13 protein-coding genes are annotated in these 18992 nt (G+C 48.3%); 5 read left to right on the forward strand and 8 right to left on the reverse strand.

All coding sequences use genetic code 11. The annotated features are described in order from the left end of the window. The first annotated feature begins 152 nt into the window (after positions 1 to 152). The 3 genes from FJM74_RS01740 to FJM74_RS01750 all read left to right on the forward strand — a co-directional run bounded on the left by FJM74_RS01740 (position 153) and on the right by FJM74_RS01750 (position 3576). Positions 153 to 1148: a mevalonate kinase family protein gene (locus FJM74_RS01740; RefSeq protein WP_187260825.1), complete on the forward strand. Its 996-nt coding sequence runs from the start codon at positions 153 to 155 to the stop codon at positions 1146 to 1148. A gap of 266 nt (positions 1149 to 1414) precedes the next feature. Next, positions 1415 to 2299, forward strand: a complete 885-nt coding sequence (galU, locus tag FJM74_RS01745) for a UTP--glucose-1-phosphate uridylyltransferase GalU (RefSeq protein ID WP_187260826.1) — start codon at positions 1415 to 1417, stop codon at positions 2297 to 2299. 215 nt (positions 2300 to 2514) lie between these two features. After that, complete coding sequence (locus FJM74_RS01750; RefSeq protein ID WP_187260827.1) at positions 2515 to 3576, forward strand: ferredoxin--NADP reductase; 1062 nt, start codon at positions 2515 to 2517, stop codon at positions 3574 to 3576. Between the two features lie 175 nt (positions 3577 to 3751). On the opposite strand, the gene FJM74_RS01755 is transcribed toward FJM74_RS01750, so the two are convergent. The 5 genes from FJM74_RS01755 to abc-f all read right to left on the reverse strand — a co-directional run bounded on the left by FJM74_RS01755 (position 3752) and on the right by abc-f (position 11842). Continuing rightward, the gene (locus FJM74_RS01755; RefSeq protein WP_187260828.1) at positions 3752 to 4288 is read right to left on the reverse strand and encodes a YceI family protein; all 537 of its coding nucleotides are present in this window, start codon (positions 4286 to 4288) and stop codon (positions 3752 to 3754) included. A gap of 508 nt (positions 4289 to 4796) precedes the next feature. Then, on the reverse strand, positions 4797 to 6449 hold the full coding sequence (gene glgP / locus FJM74_RS01760) for an alpha-glucan family phosphorylase (protein ID WP_187260829.1): 1653 nt from the start codon (positions 6447 to 6449) through the stop codon (positions 4797 to 4799). A 476-nt stretch (positions 6450 to 6925) separates the two neighbouring features. Then, complete coding sequence (locus FJM74_RS01765; protein WP_187260830.1) at positions 6926 to 7993, reverse strand: PAS domain-containing sensor histidine kinase; 1068 nt, start codon at positions 7991 to 7993, stop codon at positions 6926 to 6928. Positions 7994 to 8389: 396 nt separating this feature from the next. Next, positions 8390 to 9184 carry a hypothetical protein gene (locus FJM74_RS01770; RefSeq protein WP_187260831.1) on the reverse strand — a complete coding sequence of 265 codons (795 nt, stop codon included), beginning with the start codon at positions 9182 to 9184 and terminating at the stop codon, positions 8390 to 8392. A gap of 729 nt (positions 9185 to 9913) precedes the next feature. After that, positions 9914 to 11842 carry a ribosomal protection-like ABC-F family protein gene (abc-f, locus tag FJM74_RS01775; RefSeq protein ID WP_187260832.1) on the reverse strand — a complete coding sequence of 643 codons (1929 nt, stop codon included), beginning with the start codon at positions 11840 to 11842 and terminating at the stop codon, positions 9914 to 9916. Between the two features lie 722 nt (positions 11843 to 12564). Between abc-f and FJM74_RS01780 the strand changes: the two genes are divergently transcribed. Beyond that, positions 12565 to 13116, forward strand: coding sequence for a 2'-5' RNA ligase family protein (locus FJM74_RS01780; RefSeq protein WP_187260833.1), 552 nt, complete (start codon positions 12565 to 12567; stop codon positions 13114 to 13116). A 682-nt stretch (positions 13117 to 13798) separates the two neighbouring features. Continuing rightward, a complete protein-coding gene (locus FJM74_RS01785) occupies positions 13799 to 16006 on the forward strand; it encodes a catalase (protein WP_206683987.1) in 2208 nt (735 codons plus the stop codon). 859 nt (positions 16007 to 16865) lie between these two features. On the opposite strand, the gene FJM74_RS01790 is transcribed toward FJM74_RS01785, so the two are convergent. The 3 genes from FJM74_RS01790 to FJM74_RS01800 form a co-directional block, all read right to left on the reverse strand. Then, the gene (locus FJM74_RS01790) at positions 16866 to 17837 is read right to left on the reverse strand and encodes a deoxyhypusine synthase family protein (RefSeq protein WP_187260834.1); all 972 of its coding nucleotides are present in this window, start codon (positions 17835 to 17837) and stop codon (positions 16866 to 16868) included. 241 nt (positions 17838 to 18078) lie between these two features. Then, positions 18079 to 18618 carry an ATP-dependent protease subunit HslV gene (gene hslV / locus FJM74_RS01795; RefSeq protein WP_187260835.1) on the reverse strand — a complete coding sequence of 180 codons (540 nt, stop codon included), beginning with the start codon at positions 18616 to 18618 and terminating at the stop codon, positions 18079 to 18081. A gap of 142 nt (positions 18619 to 18760) precedes the next feature. After that, a complete protein-coding gene (locus FJM74_RS01800) occupies positions 18761 to 18919 on the reverse strand; it encodes a hypothetical protein (RefSeq protein WP_187260836.1) in 159 nt (52 codons plus the stop codon). Positions 18920 to 18992: the final 73 nt, after the last annotated feature.

The following is an 18992-nucleotide window of genomic DNA, read 5'->3' on the forward strand; positions in this document are numbered from 1 at the left end:
AGCATAGCGGCCATCATCTATAATCTTTAATTTGGCGAAGCACTACCTGTAACGCCGGTTTCCTGCAAAAGGACCTTTTTATTATTTTTAGCGGTCAAAATTTTTTTTTAAATCCGAACTCCCCCATCTTTAGCCTAGAAAAACAAACGCTAATGATTATAGAATCCCGTGCCTATGCCCGAGCTGCTATCCTTGGAAATCCCTCGGATGGTTATTTCGGGAAAACTATTTCGCTTATCGTTAAAAACTTTGGCGCCCACATTCTGCTCTACGAATCGCCGGAACTTGTAATTGAGCCACAAACGCAGGATATAAACCAGTTTAAGAACATCTATGAGCTCCACGACCAGATCGTACTGACAGGTTACCACGGAGGAGTTCCTCTGGTAAAAGCCGCCATCAAAAAATTCTGCGAATTCTGCACGAAACAAGGCATAACGCTGCCAAACCGAAACTTTACGACCCGCTACAGCGCCTCCATACCACGGCAGGTTGGCTTGTCAGGATCCAGCGCCATTATTATAGCTACGCTCAAGGCCTTGTCAGAATTTTATAAAGTGGATATCCCCAAGGTCATTTTCCCTAGTCTGGCGCTCTCAGTGGAGGCCGAGGAGTTAGGCATTACGGCAGGATTGCAGGATCGCGTGATTCAGGTGTATGAAGGCGTTGTGTACATGGACTTTGAAAAGGAGCACATGCAGCAAAGTGGCCACGGAATTTATGAAGAGATAGACCCTGCCCTGCTGCCGAACCTCTTTATCGCCTACAAAACTGAACTGGGCAAGGTCTCGGGCACGGTGCTCAACAACGTGCGCAGCCGCTACGACAAGGGTGAGGAGTTTGTGATCAATACCCTGGCCTCTATCGCCGACCTGGCAGAGCAAGGTAAAACCGCCTTGCAAAATGGCGACCGAAAGCTGCTGCACGAGCTCATGGACGAAAATTTTGACCTGCGCTGCAAAATCATGAACATCAGCGACAGCAACAAGGAGCTCGTAAAAACGGCCCGGGCGCTGGGTGCCTCCGCTAAATTTACCGGCTCAGGGGGCTCCATTATTGGAATTTACTATGGCAACGAAATGCTCAACAACCTGGTCACGGCCTTTAAAAAAATAAACGCGCGGGTTATAAGGCCTACCATTGTTTAGTTGTCAGAGCTGCCATTTCCGGGACAGCAGCAGCACCTTGTTTTGCTGCGGAGGGCCTGAATCATTCCAATAATTTAAGGATGCGAAAGCTTTGCTCCTCAGTGTTTCGAGCCTTGTTGCTCCTGACAGTAAATCGCTTAAACCTAAATTATCCTTTGCGGTATATTCTAAGAGCCACGTGCCTGTTTTTGATTTCCTGACTTATAGAGAGCCTGCTTTGTCGGGCCGTATTTAATACAATATTAATTTAGTTATCCCAGATCGAAATGATAAAAAAAGCCGTAATACCTGCCGCTGGTCTTGGTACCCGCTTTCTGCCTGCCACCAAGGCACAACCCAAAGAGATGTTGCCCATTATCGATGCCCCCACCATACAGTATGTGGTGCAAGAGGCCGTAAATTCCGGTATCGAAGACATCCTGATTATTTCGGGGAAAGGTAAAAGAGCCATTGAAGACCATTTCGACCGCAATTTTGAGCTGGAGGAGCGCCTGCAACAAAAAGATGAGGAACTCTATAAGGAAATGCGCAAGCTATCGGATATGGCCAACATCTATTTCATCCGCCAGAAAGAGATTATTGGCCTGGGTGATGCCATATCTTACGCGCGCCAGCATACCGGCGATGAGCCTTTTGCCGTGCTTCTCGGCGATACGATCGTAGACTCGGTGATACCGGTAACGCAGCAGCTCATGGATATGTATGCCCAGTATCATGCCTCTATTATTGCCGTAGAAACCGTGCCTGCCGACAAAGTAGACCGCTATGGCATTGTAGGAGGCAAACGCATAAGCGACTCCATTCTGCAGCTTAACCAGTTCGTGGAAAAACCGGCCGTTGACAAGGCTCCCTCTAACCTGGCCATTGCCGGGCGGTATATCCTGACGCCTGAAATTTTCAGGGCCATAGAGGAAACGCCCAAAGGCAAGAATAACGAGATCCAGCTGACCGATGCGCTCGAGAACCTGCTTAAGCGCGAAAAGATCTACTCCCACACCTTTGAGGGCACGCGCTACGATATCGGCAACAAGCTCGACTTCCTGAAAACAACCGTGGAGTTTGCCCTGAAGCGCCAGGAGTTCGCCGATCCTTTCTTCAACTTCCTGAAAGAGATTGTGGCCTCTCACCAGGCGAGTCTGGATAAAAAGTAAATAGAGCTTACATACAGGCGCCTGCAAAACGGGCGCCTTTTTTTTTTGACTCTCCAGCCCCCTTTAACTGCAGGAGCAGGGGCTGGATATTTTTCTTCGCTACTCGCTTAACCTGTGCGCCGGGTGTGGAACAGGAGCAGCCCGAAAACCTTTTGCCTGAAAAACCCTATAACCAGAAGACCTCAACAAGTTTTTACCAATAAAGCTATATCAGCATGGCTGCCTTTACTGACAACACTGAATCCGGATACATGCCGCTTCGGATTGCTGCCATTACAGAAGAAATAAAAGATTTTAAGACTTTCGAATTCGATCAGGAGAGTAAGCTTCGGTACAAGGCAGGGCAGTATCTTACCTTTGTGCACCGCTTTCAGGGAGAGGAAGTAAGAAGGTCTTATTCCATCATCTCGAGCCCGGCGCTGCAGGAGCCACTGGCCATAGGTGTAAAAAGGATAGAAAATGGCTATTTCTCCCGTCAGCTGGTAGATCATGCCAGGCCCGGAGATGTGGTCCTGACCACGGGGGCTGCCGGCTTCTTTACCCTGCCCGACGATATGACCCCTTTTAAGCAAGTGTTCCTTCTGGCGGCAGGAAGTGGCATCACACCTGTTCTGTCTATCCTGAAAACGGTTCTGGCCGCGCACCCTGCGGTGCAGGTGGTGCTGATCTACAGCAACAGCAGTGCTCAGAAAACGGCTTTCCGCGATTACCTGCTGCAGCTAAAAGAGCAGTACCGGGAGCGTCTGCAACTGGAGCTGCTCTACAGCAATTCAGAGAACCTCCTTAGGGCCAGGCTCCACCGGGAGTTGCTGCACCTGTTCCTGCAGCAGTACGCCGCTGCCCCGCTCACGCAAACTCTGTTCTACGTGTGCGGTCCGCTCAACTATATGCGCATGTGCCAGTACACATTGCGGCAGGCAAAGGTCCCGCTCAGCAACATCCGGAAAGAAAGCTTTAACATCGATAAATCGCCTCCCCCACCCGTTCGTCCACCCGATATGGCAGCGCATACGGTAAAGCTATGGTATAGAAATGAACCTTATCTCCTGCGGGTGCAGTACCCCGACAGCATTTTGAAAGTAGCCAGAAAAGCGGGGCTAAAAGTCCCCTACAGCTGCGAAACCGGCCGCTGCGGCAACTGCGTGGCCAGGTGCAGGAGCGGCAAGGTCTGGATGTCTTATAACGAGGTGCTGACGGAGAAAGAGCTGGATGCGGGCCTTATCCTGACCTGCACAGGCTACCCTATTGGTGGTGATGCGGAACTTGAAATTACCTGAGCCTGCCGCAGCTCCACCTTACCATGAAATTTGACGATGCCCGGCAATAAAAATCAAATTATTCTAATGAAAAAGCCCCTCCGGCCGGTTAGATTGCTGCTGCACCCTGTACGGAGCAGACAGGCAAATAAAAGCCCCGGCTGTTTTTGCAGTCCGGGGCCTTTTGAATAATTTGTTAGGATTGTTTTACCAGCTGAACTTCGCAGAGCAGGCGGATATCGTCACTCACTACGACACTTCCGGCCTCGGTTACGGCATTCCAGGTAAGGCCAAATTCCTTACGGCTGATTTTGCCTGTCACCGTAAAGCCAGCCTTTGTCTGGCCATAGGGATCTACCACGATGCCGGCATACTCTACGTCTACCGTTAGGGGTTTGGTGTTGCCTCTTATAGTAAGGTCTCCGTGTAGCTTAGCCTTGCCATCTCCGGTGGTCTCATAATTCTTACCTTCAAACCTGACCTGGCTATGCTCCTCGGCAGCAAAAAAATCAGCTGATTTCAGGTGCGTGTCGCGCTGCTCGTTATTGGTGCTGATGGAATCTACATCAGCCGTGAAAACAATGTGCGAAGCTCTCTCAAAATCTTCATCTTCTGTTTCCACTTCAATGTCGAACTGGCCGAAGTAACCGGTTACAGTCGTTATCATCAGGTGTTTTACTTTGAACTGGATCTCTGAGTGGCCCGGGTCCACTTTCCATTTTGTCTTTGCCATAGTTTATTTTTTGTTTATGAATAAAGTGCTAATAATGAGGGTTTCAGAGTACTAAAAATATGTATAAAAACATCATTGCCATCAGGCTAAGAAGGAGAAGGGCCTTCAGACGCTTCTGATGCTTTTGCATATTGAGAAGCCGCTGCCCTAGTTGGTGATAATACCAAACAAGGGCCAGCGGTGCAGCTTTTCTGGAATAACAGTAGGAAAGCGTTCTGCTTAGCCTGACGGACAGGGTGAAATAATAAACCTCCCTGCCTATATAAGACGCTGGCGGTGTATTTTCATACTTTGCTTCAACAAATAAAGTTGTCTGAAGACAGCTACGGCTTTTCAGGAGATGCAGGACTTAGGAAGCCTTCGACAGAAACTGAAAAACAGGAACCCAGACTTCCGGGATTTTTGTCGCTGCCTTAATGGAATATAGAGGGGTACAAACTGAAAAAAGCTGGCAGGGCCGCCCTCCTGTCGAAAGCAGTCCTGCCAACCTGACAATGCTGGTGTTGTCTTATTTATACAAGAGCGTGTAATATTCGTGTGCCATACGGTTGGCATCGAACATGGGCACCACATCGTTCATGCTTTTCTTCACAATGCTGAGCCACTTCTGCTTGTTGCGGTAATAGGTCGGAATAATCTCCTCTTCCAGCACAGTCATCATGTTCAGGTAATCAGCATCGTCCTGCAGTGCGTCGGGCAGCGAAGTATCTACAATAGGAAGCAGGAAACTGTTCTCGCCATGCACCCCGAATTCAGGGATCCAGCCGTCCTGCACCGAGAAATTAATGGAGCCGTTCATGGCAGCTGTCATGCCACTGGTGCCAGAGGCTTCGCGTGGCCGCCGTGGCGTGTTCAGCCAGACATCGGACCCCTGCTTAAGCTTTCTGGAAAGTTCTATCTCGTAGCCGGTGAGCACTGCCATATTGTTGCGCTTGTAAGAGAAGTTAACCAGTTTGTTAAAAACCTCCACGGCTCCATAATCATAGGGATAGGGCTTGCCTGCCCAGATTACCTGTATCGGTTCGTTTTGCCTGCTAAGCAGGTCAAAAAACCGGTTCATGTCGCGCATGAGCAGGTCCGCTCTTTTATAGGCGGCAAATCTCCTGGCCCACACAATGGTCAGCACGTTAGGGTCGAACAACTTGCCTGTCTGGTCGGCCACCACTTCAAAGAGCGTCATTTTCATCTGGCGCTTGCGCAAAGCCAGCAACTCGTCGTTGTCATTTTTGCAGGCATGCATCATCACGCTATCCATCCAGAAAGGCACGTTCTGCGCGTTGGTAATAGCTTTTATGTCACAGATGCCCTCGTTTTCGTACCACATGTGCTGCGCCACTTTTCCGTGCAGCTGCGATACGCCATTTGCTATTTTAGAGAGCCGGAGGGCTGCCAGCGTATGGTTAAACATATGGCCATGCATACCAGTAATTTCCCGGGCCTCCTCTAAGGGGATATTGCCGAAAAAGCTCATTCTGTTCAGCAACTGAATATCATGCTCCTCATTACCTGCTTTCTCTGGTGTATGCGTGGTAAACACCATGCGTTTCTGAAGCTCCTTTACATCGCCTTCAAATTTCTCGAGCAGGTGAAACGCCAGCGGCAAGGCATGGCCCTCATTCATATGGTAGATATCTGTGCCGCCAAGGGCATCTACCACCTTGGCACCACCTATGCCCAACACAATACTCTGAGAAATTCTGGCGTTGGTTTCTACATCATATAGCTTATGGGTAATGGTGCGGGCCAGGTAATCGTTTTCGGGAATGTCGGTGGTCAGGAAGTACATGGGCACTGTTCCGAAGGTCTCCGGCTTCAGCACCATGGCTTTCACAAAAACCGGGTGCCCGTTTACCACTACTTTTACGGTAATGCCTGAGTCTTCCAGAAAGGAGTAGAACTTTTTCTGAAAAACGACCCGCATGGTCTGGTCCTCGTTCCGCATCTGGTCGTAGTAGCCGAACTTCCATAAAATTCCAATCCCGATCATGTTCTGACGCAGATCATAAGCACTACGCATGTGTGAGCCTGCCAGAAAACCAAGGCCGCCTGAGTAGGTTTTAAGGGCCTGGTGAATCCCGAATTCCATGCTGAAATAAGCTACCCGCTTACCATATTTTTCATCTGTGTCGTATGGATGATACCATCTATCGTAGTTCGTCATAAGTGATTTTTATTTTCAGATTAGTTACAGGATCTGTACCGGATTGAGAGCCTGATCTAAAGTATGTTTTTGCGCCTCTTTTTGCCTTTTATAGGCACTGGCCCCCTACTTTTTCAGGCCAGAATATTTTCAGAGCAAGGGTAGCAACATGCCAACCTCAGGCTCACGCTTACTCAAACCGGACAACTGTAAACTGTTTCTATATTATCGTTTTCTTTTTAATTACTGAGCGGCCAGCTAAGGACCAACTGTGGAACCTGCTATACCCGCACGGGGACAGCAGGTGCTTTTGGCCCCCACTCCAACAGGCACCCATGGCTGCCAGGCCGGATGCCTTTATCTGTAAATATAATAAAAGTTAAATATTATAACCTATGGTACAATATCTAATTTATTATAACTAACATAAACCTGGAATAAGCATGAAAGGTCTCTGTTTTATGGCATTGCCAGACAATACTATTTTTCGCTTATGCCTATTTAGATAATGAGATATAGAAAGTTGTGCCTTCATTTTCTTTGCTCTCAAACCAGATTCTGCCTCCCTGAATTTCTACCAGGTCTTTCACAATGGACAGGCCAATACCTACCGACTTCTCGCCGGACAAACCTGCTCTGGCGGCTTTGGTAAACCGCTCGAAGAGGTAAGGCTGATCTTCCGGGGGTATTCCAATCCCATTATCAGCATGTACGATGAGCAACTGCGTAGGCTCGTCCTGAATTGTAATGGTGATTTTACCGTCAGGCCTGGTGAATTTGATGGAGTTGGCTATCAGATTATTCATGATCTGGTCCATCTTCACGATATCTGCCATGGCAAATGCTTTTGACGGTCCCCTAATCTCGAAGGCCTGGCTAATGCTGTTGCTCGAGGCATAAGTTTCTACTACATTTCTTACTTTTTCAACCATATCCAGCCGCTCCAGGTTAACATTCACTGTATTCGACTTTAAGTGCTCTTCGCTCAGAATGTCTGATATGAGGTTAACACAAGCTTCACAGGCCTGTTTTATAAAGCGGGTATAGTTCGATATCTCATCATAAACGTGCTGCTGATGATCTTTTTCGAGGGAGTCGGCTATGCTCTGCACTATGGCTAAGGGGCCACGAAGGTCATGGGCAACAATCTCTAAAGCGGTATTTTTCTTTCTGGTAAACTCCACCAGGTAGGCCAGGTACTGCTCCCGCGGGGTAATATCTTCTACTATGCCAGCCACAGAAACAACTTTATCCTGCTCATCTGTAATCGGGTAAGCTTCTATATGAATTATTTTATCGAACGAACCCGGAAAATGAAGCCGGAAATCCAGGCTACAGGTCTGGCCCTGCAGCAGAAGATCAAAATTCGTGGATAGCAAAGGAAAATCGTCAGGATGGACCAATTCCAAAAGCAGATCAGGCTTATGCAGAAAACCGTCCAGGGTTCCATTCCAGATCTTTTCTATAGCCTTGTTCAGATATTCAAAATGAGCCTGTGTCAGGTTATACAAAAAGAAAACCTTGGGACTGGATTCTCCGATCTTTTCAAGAAGGCGTGTATCCATATGGGGTGTTGTGGGGTACAAATTTTCACTTTTTAGTTCCTAAACCTTACGCAGGAATATTGCTATAGTTCTATCAGATAAGGAACTGCCCCTGTATCTGAAACAGGCAGGACTTTAGCTGTGCCAATCATCCTGGTGGCTATCATATTTTTACAGTCTGGTTGCAGCTATGCTGCCATTTGGCAGGTTAGGTATAATCAAACTTCCCGGCAGGTAACAGAAAATGTGGTTGTTACCTGCCGGGAAGCTTTCCCAAATCTCTTGTTATGGCCATGTGCTACATAAACATTTTTTGTCGGGTTGTAAAGCAATTATTCTAATGAAAACGCCCCTCCGGAGCTTTCTGCTTCTGCTCATCAACAACCCACTGTTCATACTATATGAAACACGGGACTGCTACCTGAAAGAAAGGGCGGTGGAGTTGGTATAGGCTTTGATATACTTAAACAGCGTCCAGATTAGCACCAGGATGCCGGTCATCTCCAGGCCTTCCTCCACAGTGGTGATAAAGGAGTAGGTAATATTTTCTTCACCATAGGCACTGGAATAGGCGCCTCCCAGCAGCTCTACTCCCAGGGCGCCTCCTACATACAAGGCGGCGGCTGTTGCAAATCTAACTTTAAACCTGGCAGGTAGGCCCAGGAAAAACTTCAGAAAGTAGATTCCAAACCCCGCCACGAAAAGCATTCCTACAATAACCCACGAAAAATATAAAATTCCGGTAAACTCAAAAGCGTCCCGAAGCGGGTTGATCATGCGTTCGTGCGTGCCGGTGGCCTCATCAAAAGAAAGGTACATAAACAGATAACCTAATATGGTCCAGTGGCGGGCAAAGGCGTCCTTTACTTTTTGCTTATGCAAAGCCACGATACGGAACAAAAAGCCGGCAAAAAGTAAAATCAGAGCCGAGAAGTAAGACGGTATATTGCCTTCTGTATCCAGGTTAAAGTTTGGCACAAAACCATAGGCTGAGTCATACCCCCCTTTGTAGAGCAAAAAAGAGCCGATGATGCTGAACAGAACCAGAATAGCCGTTATAACAGCAAGCGTCTTTACAATGGTTGAGGTGTTAATGGAAATGCCGGCAGAAGTCTTTTGCTGAAGGCCCGGCTCATTTACAGCCACGGTATCTTCATTTAATGCCATTCTTTTCAAGATAGAGGTGTCGTTTTGTATGGTAGAATCTTTCATATTTTATAATTGCTGTAACACAATTTTAAACGACGCTTTACAGCTAATGTTAAGCTTTTATGAATATTTTTGTTTACTTATATTTTTCGGAAGCTATTAATGCTACTGCCATACATGCCTTATACTGTTGTAAATCAGACTATTATGTTTTTTTATAAATATGTTTTGTGTACGTTATCTCTTTGTCCTGGTGTGATAATAGCACCTGACAAAGCGGGATACCCGAATCTTTTTAGTATTATATAAACCCGTAATAGTGAAATATGCAATAATAGCAGGCGGTATTTTAATTGCTATTAGGATTGCCTGCACGAAAGCCCCATCGCCTGAACCTCGCTCCTCTGTGCTAGTATTTACCATATCACCGCCTGATTTTTGTCCTATTTTATTTATTTATGGCATTATATATCCTGATCAGGATAATCTGTAAAGTTTATCCGGACACAAACGATAGAAAAACCAATTAGTAGCCGGTACTTCTCGGCGGTCAGCTGTTTCATCATACCATTATCATCTGGATTCGGTGCATAAGCTTCCGTGCGGTGCCCCCTGACTGCGCACTTTGGGTAAGGCAGCCTTTGGTCTGGTTCCTGTTAAGAAGGATCTGTCGGGAAGAAGTCCCGGGGATAAGGGCAACAAATGAAGCAATAGGAGTATAACAACCTGCCTCAAAAAAATCCCCTGGAAAACAAGTTGCCAGGGGATTTTCAAAATTGCAGGAAACTTTGGTCAGGTGAGCTTTGCCTCCAGGTCCTCGACCTCTTCCATTAGCTTTTCCCATTTTTTGTTCATCGCTTCGAGTTCTTTCTGCACTGCTTCAAATTTCTGCGATGCCTCCTGCAGCAGGTTCACATTCCCATAAACATCCGGGTCTGCCAGTTGCGACTCGTATTGCGCCAGTTCCGTCTCCAGTTTCTGAACCTGTTTTTCTACTTCGCTGAGCTGCTTGTTGGCTTGTTTCAGTTGGTTGTTCAGCAAATTGAATTCAGCATTGTCGCGCTGCTTTTTTTCTTCCTTTTTAGCGGGGGCAGGTGCGGTGGCGGCTGTTTTCTTAACGTCTTTCTCCCGGCGCTCCATCCACTCCTCGTACTCGTGGTATGTGCCTGGGTACTCTTTAAGCTGGTAATCATCAATATACCAGATCTTGGTGGCCACATGCTCTACAAAGTACCGGTCGTGCGAAATCACGATAAAAGTGCCCTCGTACTGCTCCAGCGCCTGAATGAGAATATTAACCGACATCATGTCCAGGTGGTTCGTAGGCTCGTCGAGCATCAGGAAGTTGGCCTCCGAGATCAGGGTCTTGGCCAGCGCCACCCGTGACTTCTCCCCGCCCGACAGGACTTTTATTTTTTTAAAGACCGCTTCGCCCGTGAACAGGAAAGAGCCTAGCAGCGTACGCAGCTCCATTTCGGATTTCTTTGAGCCTGCCTGCTGCAGCTCCTGCAAAATTTCGTTCTCCACATGCAGCGACTCCAGCTGGTGCTGCGCGTAAAACGACATGATAACATTATGCCCCAGCTCCCGATTGCCTTTTATTGGCTCGGTACCGGCAATAATGCGCAGAAGCGTAGATTTACCTTTTCCGTTGGCCCCCACAAGCGCTATTTTGTCGCCTCGCTCCACATGCACATGGGTGTCGCGAAAAATTACTTTATCGCCGTAGCTCTTGCTCATGTGCTCCAGTCGCAGAATGTGCCGCCCAGGCTGTATCTCAAATTTAAAGCTGAAGTTAACACGCGCCGCCTCCGGAGCTACATCCTCTATCCTGTCGAGGCGGTCGAGCTGCTTCATGCGGCTCTGGGCCTGCTTGGCTTTGGAAGCTTTGGCTTTAAAGCGCTCGATAAACCGCTCCGCCTGCCGTATCTGCGCCTGCTGGTTTTCATAAGCCCCTTTCTGTATCTCGTTCCGCATAGCCTTTTCCTCCTCATAAAAACTATAGTTGCCGGCATATACATTCAGTTTTGCGTTCGATACCTCCACCGTGGTGTTGGTGGTACGGTCCAGGAACTCACGGTCGTGCGACACGATTACCACAGCCCCTTCGTAGCGCTCCAGGTATGTTTCGAGCCACTTGATGGAGGGCAGATCGAGGTGGTTGGTAGGCTCATCGAGCAGCAGCAGCGAGGGTTGTTGCAACAGTATTTTAGCCAGCATCACACGCATCCGCCAACCTCCCGAGAAAGAGGCCAGCGGTTGCTGCAGCTCCTCCGTAGAAAAGCCGAGCCCTTCCAGAATGGCCTCTGCGCTGGCCTGCATGGTATAGCCCCCCAACGCCTCGAACCGCTCCTGCAGGTTTGCCAGCCGGTCTACCAGTTGGTCATGGAAATTATTTTCGAACTCCACCAGCACCTGATCTATCTCGGCCTGCAGCGAGAGCGCTTCTTCAAAGGCCTGCATCGCCACCGACAGGATGCTTTCGTGTGTCTGGTAACTGAGCAGGTCCTGGTTCAGGAAACCTATGGTAGTTTCTTTGCTCATCTGAATGCTGCCGCCATCGGGTTTGTACTCTCCTACAATGATGCGGAGCAGGGTCGATTTCCCGGTACCGTTCAAGCCAATCAGGCCGATCTTGTCCTTGGGTTTGATGTGGAGGTTGGCATCCTCATACATCGGGCGGCTTCCAAAATGAAAGTTGAGATTATTGATAGAGATCATTTGCTCGGGAAATAATGAAAATGCAAAGGTACTCAAATTTTCAAGAAAATATTTCCGGCAATACCCGGGTGCGACATAGTGCCCCTCAACCGAAATACGTTCCTTGCTGGCTCAGAGAGCAATTATTCTAATGAAAAAGGGCCTCCGGAGGCTTTTTAAGACACAGGATGCAGGCCATAAGACAAAGGTCTTTTTTGTCTGAGTCTTTCTTTAGGTGCCTTCCTTCAGGGTTCGCCCCATTCGAGTTGCTGCAGCCTTTCATTTTTACTATTTTAACTGGAAAGAACTTGCCATATTTTAACAGCAAGCGGGAGATACTGATAAAAAGCGGGCTGATCTACAGCATCGCAGTACATTTTTAGGCCAGAAAATTCACTTTTACCTTGTTTCCTGCTTCTTAACTGTACCTTTGTTCCAGAATTTAACGTTACCGAAACTGAAGTTTTTTTTAAAGTATGATAAAAAGTGAAAAACCGCGTACCCTTTGCCCTTAAGTTTTGCGAATCTGAAAAGGCAGCCGGGCTTTTATTTTTAAAGTAAAATAATTAAAATTGCCGTTGCAGGATCAGCTCTTCCTTACACCAGCGCACAATTTTATTGCAAATACAGGGTGCGGTTACCTGTAGCAGCACATTATGAAGAGAGGCGGGTTTCTAATGCCTGTTGAGGTCGTTTCCCTTTACTATCGCGTCAAAAAAAATTACGCAAACCTTTAAAACTACATGATAGCAATCACATCGCTTCTAGATAAAGTTTACTCTGATCGTGTGACAGAACTGGTTGAGCTCCTGGAGAAGAAATTCGGACTGAAAGGTGTAAGAATGTCTCCATACCCACACCTGACGCTACTGACGGCCGAAGTGCCGGATATGGAAGAACTTAAAGTTTACCTGGAGCAGGTATGCCTCGTAACACCTGCTTTCAGCGTACGCACCACCGGACTTGGCATTTTCCCGGGCGAAGCGCCTGTTATATACGTGCCCGTATTGCGCACCTCCCGGCTAAACCAGTTCCATGGCAACCTGCACCGCGATATTGCCGAGATGAGCGTGGAAATGAGCGTATATTACAACCCGAACATGTGGCTGCCTCATATTTCGCTGGCACTCGGCGACACGACTCCTGAATTGCTGGGTCCAATTCTTAACTTTCTGAACACCTATAATTTTAATTGGGAGGTCTCGCTCGATAACCTCACCATCATGCGCAAGTGTGGCGATTATTATCTGAAAGAGGAGCAGTTTCAGTTCAGCCGGCGTGAACTGATCACCTGATGAAATATGTCAGAAATGAATGACCTGGCGGCCCGACAAAAAGAAATTATACAAACGACCTCTCAACGTCCTGGAATTCTCGATTGCAGAAAAAGAGAATCAAAATCCCCGCCATAGTCAAGGTTTATATTTCTATTTGATTTCCGACGGGTTAAGTTGAAGTTTCTATCTGCCATAATTACAAATATCTGATTTTGCGAAGCACTGGCAGCGGACCGGACCCTGTCGCTGCCAACCCAGATTATTTGAATGAAAATGCCCCTCCTCAGGCTCTGCTGCTCTACGGCTTTTTGCTTTGGCAAAGGTTCTTAGCGTTACTGGCTCCTACCCGTTGCTCTACTTTCAGGAAGAAAAATCCGATCTGTGCGGCATAAGAATATTTCAATTTAGACTTGCTCTTCACCTGCTGCACTTAAAGCACATGCAAAAAGCTGTTTATTGCTCCAAATCTTATAAATGCGCGCTACCTATACTTTGCCCACTCTATTCTGCAGCTTCAGCTATTTTTCGCAAACCGGGTGTCTGCCACTACTATTAAAATAATACTATTAACGTCAGCTCCTGCTGTTGCACCACCTCCAATTTTTGAACGGAAGCCGGATTTTGGCCGTACTTCAAGGGGTCCGGGTAACCCAATAATTAAGCTAAAATTTTATAAAGTACCTTATATCACAGCAGAACTATGAGCAAAAATGAACGAAAGAACAAGGGCGAAATGTCTTCGCGGCAAGTAGATGAAAACAGCAAAAACAGGCAGTTAGAAGAATTCCGAGAAGATCCGAACGAGCAATTTCTCACGACCGATCAGGGGGTGCGGGTAAACCATGCAGACGACTCTCTGAAAGCAGGCTCCCGCGGGCCAACTGTGATGGAAGATTTCCTTTTCCGGGAGCGTATGACCCACTTCGACCATGAGTCTATTCCGGAGCGCGTGGTACATGCCCGCGGATCAGGCGCCCACGGGTTTTTTCAGCCTTACGACGACTCCCTGAAAGAATACACCAAGGCCAGGTTCTTAACCAACCCGAATGTAAAAACGCCGCTTTTTGTTCGTTTCTCCACGGTGGTGGGCTCCAGAGGCTCGGCAGACACCGTACGCGATGCAAGGGGCTTCGCCGTCAAGTTTTATACAGAGGAGGGCAATTATGATTTGGTCGGCAACAACATGCCCGTGTTCTTTATTCAGGACTCTATCAAGTTCCCGGACCTGGTGCATGCCATTAAGCCCATGCCAGACAATGAAATGCCGCAGGCCTCTGCCGCCCACGATACCTTCTGGGACTTTGCCTCGCTGATGCCGGAAACCACCCACATGCTTATGTGGATCCTCTCTGACCGGGCTATTCCGCGAAGCTTCCGCATGATGGAAGGGTTTGGAGTGCACACCTTCCGCCTTATTAATGCAGCCGGCAAAGCCCGGTTTGTGAAGTTCCACTGGCGGCCGCTGCTGGGTACGCACTCACTGGTGTGGGACGAAGCGCAGAAACTGGCAGGAAAGGACGCTGACTGGCTGAGGCGCGACTTGTGGGAGGCCATAGAGATGGGCGATTACCCGGAGTTTGAGCTGAGCGTGCAGATAGTGGAGGAAGAAGATGAGTTTAAGTTTAACTTCGACCTGCTGGACGCCACCAAAATTATTCCGGAGGAGCTGGTGCCGCTCAGGCCAGTCGGCAAAATGATTCTGAACCGCAACCCCGACAACTTCTTTGCTGAAACCGAGCAGGTGGCTTTTCACCCCGGCAACCTGGTGCCGGGCATCGACGTAACGAACGATCCGCTTCTGCAAGGCCGGCTTTTCTCCTATGTAGACACGCAGATAAACCGCTTCAATAGCGCAAACTTTGCTGAGGTGCCGATCAACAGGCCTGTGGTGCCGGTCCACAATGGCCAGGGTGCCGGGTTTATGCGCCAAACCATCAACAAGGGCAAGGTAAACTACTGGCCAAACTCCCTGGGAGGCGGGCATCCTAAAATGGCCTCCGAAGAGGAGGGCGCTTATGTGCACCACCAGGAAAAAGTGGAAGGCCTTAAAATCCGCGCCCGCAGCGAAAGCTTTAAGGACCATTTTACCCAGGCCACCCTTTTCTGGAACTCCATGACAGAGCCGGAGAAGAAGCACATCGTGGAGGCCATTCATTTTGAGCTGGGCAAAGTAGAATCTATTGCTGTGCGGGAGCGCATGGTGGCCAATTTCCATAAAGTGGCGCCGGAGCTGGCCCAAATGGCAGCCGAGGGGCTGGGCGTAGAGGTAAAAACAGAGCTGCAGACAGAGTCCACGGGCAACTTCGAGACAAACAAAGCTTCTGATAAAATTAAAAAAGGAAAGTCCGTAAAGGAATCTCCGGCGCTAAGCATGGAAATTGGCAAAAAAGAAACTGCCAAATCCAGGAAAGTAGCCATTCTGCTGGAAGATGGTTATAACCACGACGAGGTGATGGCCGTGAAGCAAGCCCTGAAAAACGAAGGAGCCCAGGCCAAAATTGTTTCGAAGGTGTTTAAGACCCTGAAATCCTCCAGCGGCGAGGAGATAGAAGTAGACAAGAGCCATGTAACCACCGCCTCCATTATGTTCGATGCCGTGTACATACCAGGAGGCATGGCCAGTGTGGAAGCCATGAAAAAGCAGGGCGATGTGCTGCACTTCATCAACGAAGCCTTTAAGCATTGCAAGACGGTTGGCGCCTCACGCGAAGGGGTGGAACTCCTGATGGCATCCAGCATAAAAGGGGTAGCCTTGGCGGAAGAAGCTTCCGGTGAGATTGTTGCAGACAGAGGAGTGGTTACAGCGCGCGCCGCCGCCTCTCTCGATGCCTTCAGCACCTCGTTTATAGCAGCCATAAAAATGCACCGCCACTGGAATCGGGAAGAGAAAATTATGGTGCCCGCCTAGAATAGCATAATTGCTTTAACATTTTTTGCAGAAGCCGCATCATTGCGGCTCCTGTCTTTTTGTGGCTGTGCATACAGTCTAGTCGCCTCCAGCAGCAAATGCTCCGGAGGGGTTATTTCATTAAAATAACCCAAGTTGTGCGGTAGCAGCCCTAAATAATGTGGTGCGGCTGGTAACTACGAGTCAGATACAGTTGCCAGGTGCAAAGAGTGACGATTTTTTGTTTGAGCGTTCAGCGAGTTCAAAATCGTCTTGATTTTTTTGGTTCTTTTTGTATCAAGACAAAAAGAACAAAGACACGGGCCATGAAACAAGCTGCTTCTGCCATCAAGTCTTAACAAGTGGCTATGCTAACTTAACCCCAGGCCAGTGGCCATTGCCTTAGGCTCTCGCCCACAAGATCCTTTCAGGAGGACAAAGGGACAAAGTCAGTAAGGCTCTCTACCGCACAACTTGGGTTAAAATAATTTGGTTAATGTACTGATGACTAATTATTCTATCAGGAGATTTTTCGTTTTGAAGATTTGAAAATGGATGACCTGAGCAGGCTATAGTACAAATCCCAGTCCCTGGCTGGAGGCCCCTTCCCCGGCCATAAGCGCTTAGCGCCTCAGCCATACAACAGAACAATAGCAAGGCACCAGAACGCGCAGCAGCAAAGACAGTGAGAGCCAATGGTTATTAAAATATCATACTATCGATACCCCAAAATATGTTCTGCCTGCGAACAATTAGCACATCAGCACATAAACCAAATTATTCTAATCAAAACGCCCCTCCAGAGCTGCTGCACCTGATAGTTTCATAAAAAAAGGCCGGTAAAGACCGGCCTTTTCAGGTATTCAGCATAATGGATTGCTTACATATCCAGCACGATGGCGAAGATCAGCGGCACCACAATGGTAGCATCCGATTCGATAACGAACTTGGGCGTATCTTTACCCAGCTTGCCCCACGTAATCTTCTCGTTCGGCACAGCTCCGGAATAAGAACCATAACTGGTGGTTGAGTCTGAAATCTGCGCAAAATAGCCCCAGAGCGGAACACCGGTGCGTTGCAGGTCCTGGTGCAGCATGGGGACCACGCATATCGGGAAGTCGCCGGCGATACCGCCGCCTACCTGGAAAAACCCGATCTTCGACTCTTCGGTAGCGGTTTCGGTGTAGTAGTCGGCCAGCCGCATCATGTATTGGATACCGGTTTTAACAGTATGCACATTCCTGATGTCGCCATTGATTACGTGGCTGGTATAAATATTGCCCAAGGTAGAGTCTTCCCAGCCGGGCACAAAAATAGGCAGGTTCTTTTTGGCGGCTTCCAGCATCCAGCTGTTCTTGGGGTCTATCTGGTAATACTGCTCCAGGTCGCCGGACAGCAGTATCTGGTAAAAGAACTCATGCGGAAAATAAGACTCGCCGGCTTTGTCGGCCTTCTCCCAGTACTTGAGCACCACGTGCTCCAGGCGGCGCATCGCTTCCTCCTCCGGAATACAGGTGTCGGTTACGCGGTTCAGGTGGCGGCTCAGCAGCTCCTCTTCGTCTGCAGCCGACAGCTCGCGGTAGTGGGGCACACGCTCATAAAAATCGTGGGCCACCAGGTTAAAGATATCCTCCTCCAGGTTGGCGCCGGTGCAGGAGATGGCATGCACCTTGTCCTGGCGGATCATCTCGGCCAGTATAATGCCCAACTCTGCCGTAGACATGGCACCGGCCAGTGTAACGAGCATTTTCCCGCCATCATCGAGGTGGGTTCTGTAACCTTCTGCTGCGTCTATCAGAGAGGCCGCGTTGAAGTGCTTGTAATGTTTCTTTAAGAAATTTGTTACGTTCATGTTTGTTTACTTAAAGCTACCCGGTTGGGGCAGCCAGAGTCCGCAAGTTAAGAATTAAAGTATTATTAAGCTCTTACGGTTCATAAACTGCTGCAGTTCGCAAACCGGCCTGCGCCGGGAATTCCTATGTCAGATTATTTTCCTTCAGATTCTTTTTTTTAACACGCTTTCAGAGAAAGAATTCCATTTCAGAGACCTAATTTCGTTCCCGATAAAGTGCCCGTTTGAAATGGAAAGTGCTTTAAACCGGCTTCTCGATAACCAGGTTGTGGTTGGTGTAAATACAGATGTCGGCCGCAATCGTCAGTGCCTCACGCACCATTTCCTCCGCCGTTAAATGTGGGGCATGCTTTTTCAGGGCAAGTGCTGCGGCATGGGCAAACATGCTGCCCGAGCCGATAGCCGCAATTTCATTATCAGGTTCCAGCACATCGCCGGTTCCGGAAATAATCAGCAGTTCATTTTTGTTGGCTACCACCATCATGGCTTCCAGCTTGCGCAGGTACTGGTCTTTGCGCCAGTCCTTGGCCAGCTCAATGGCGGCACGTTTCATGTTGCTCTGGTAAGCGTTCAGCTTTTCCTCGAAGCGCTCCAGCAGTGTAAAGGCATCGGCCGTGGAACCGGCAAAGCCTGTCACTATTTTCCCGTCCAGCAGCTTCCTGATCTTTTTTACGTTGCTCTTGGCTATGTGCTTGTCCATGGTCGCCTGCCCGTCAGCACCCAGCGCCACTTCGCCGTTGTGGTACACACCCAGCACTGTGGTTGATCTTATCTTGGTCATAGTTTTTTGTTTCGGTATTCGGAAATTTAGTTTACGTAATAGCTGCCTCTCCCCTGTTTGTAAAGCTACGGTTCTTTCAAATAAAAAGCCAATGCTTGCCAGTGTGCCAAATTGGCCGGAAATGATACACAAATGCCGGCAATTAACTTGTGGTTGATGCAGCGATAGCCAGCGTCAAAAATTCCGGAACCTGGCGTTTTAAATTTTCAGCCTCAACAGTAGTATGATGTCCTGTTTCCTGAAGCGTTGCCATTGCTGATGCCGACAAGTTAAGACGATAACTATATTGCTTCTTCGGCATATTCTGTTATATTTAAATACTCCGGGCACGGATGAATTTCTGCTGAGTTAAATGAAGGCTTATTTCTGCTGTA

The sequence above is a fragment of the Pontibacter beigongshangensis genome (genome assembly GCF_014332515.1).
Classification (GTDB): domain Bacteria; phylum Bacteroidota; class Bacteroidia; order Cytophagales; family Hymenobacteraceae; genus Pontibacter; species Pontibacter beigongshangensis.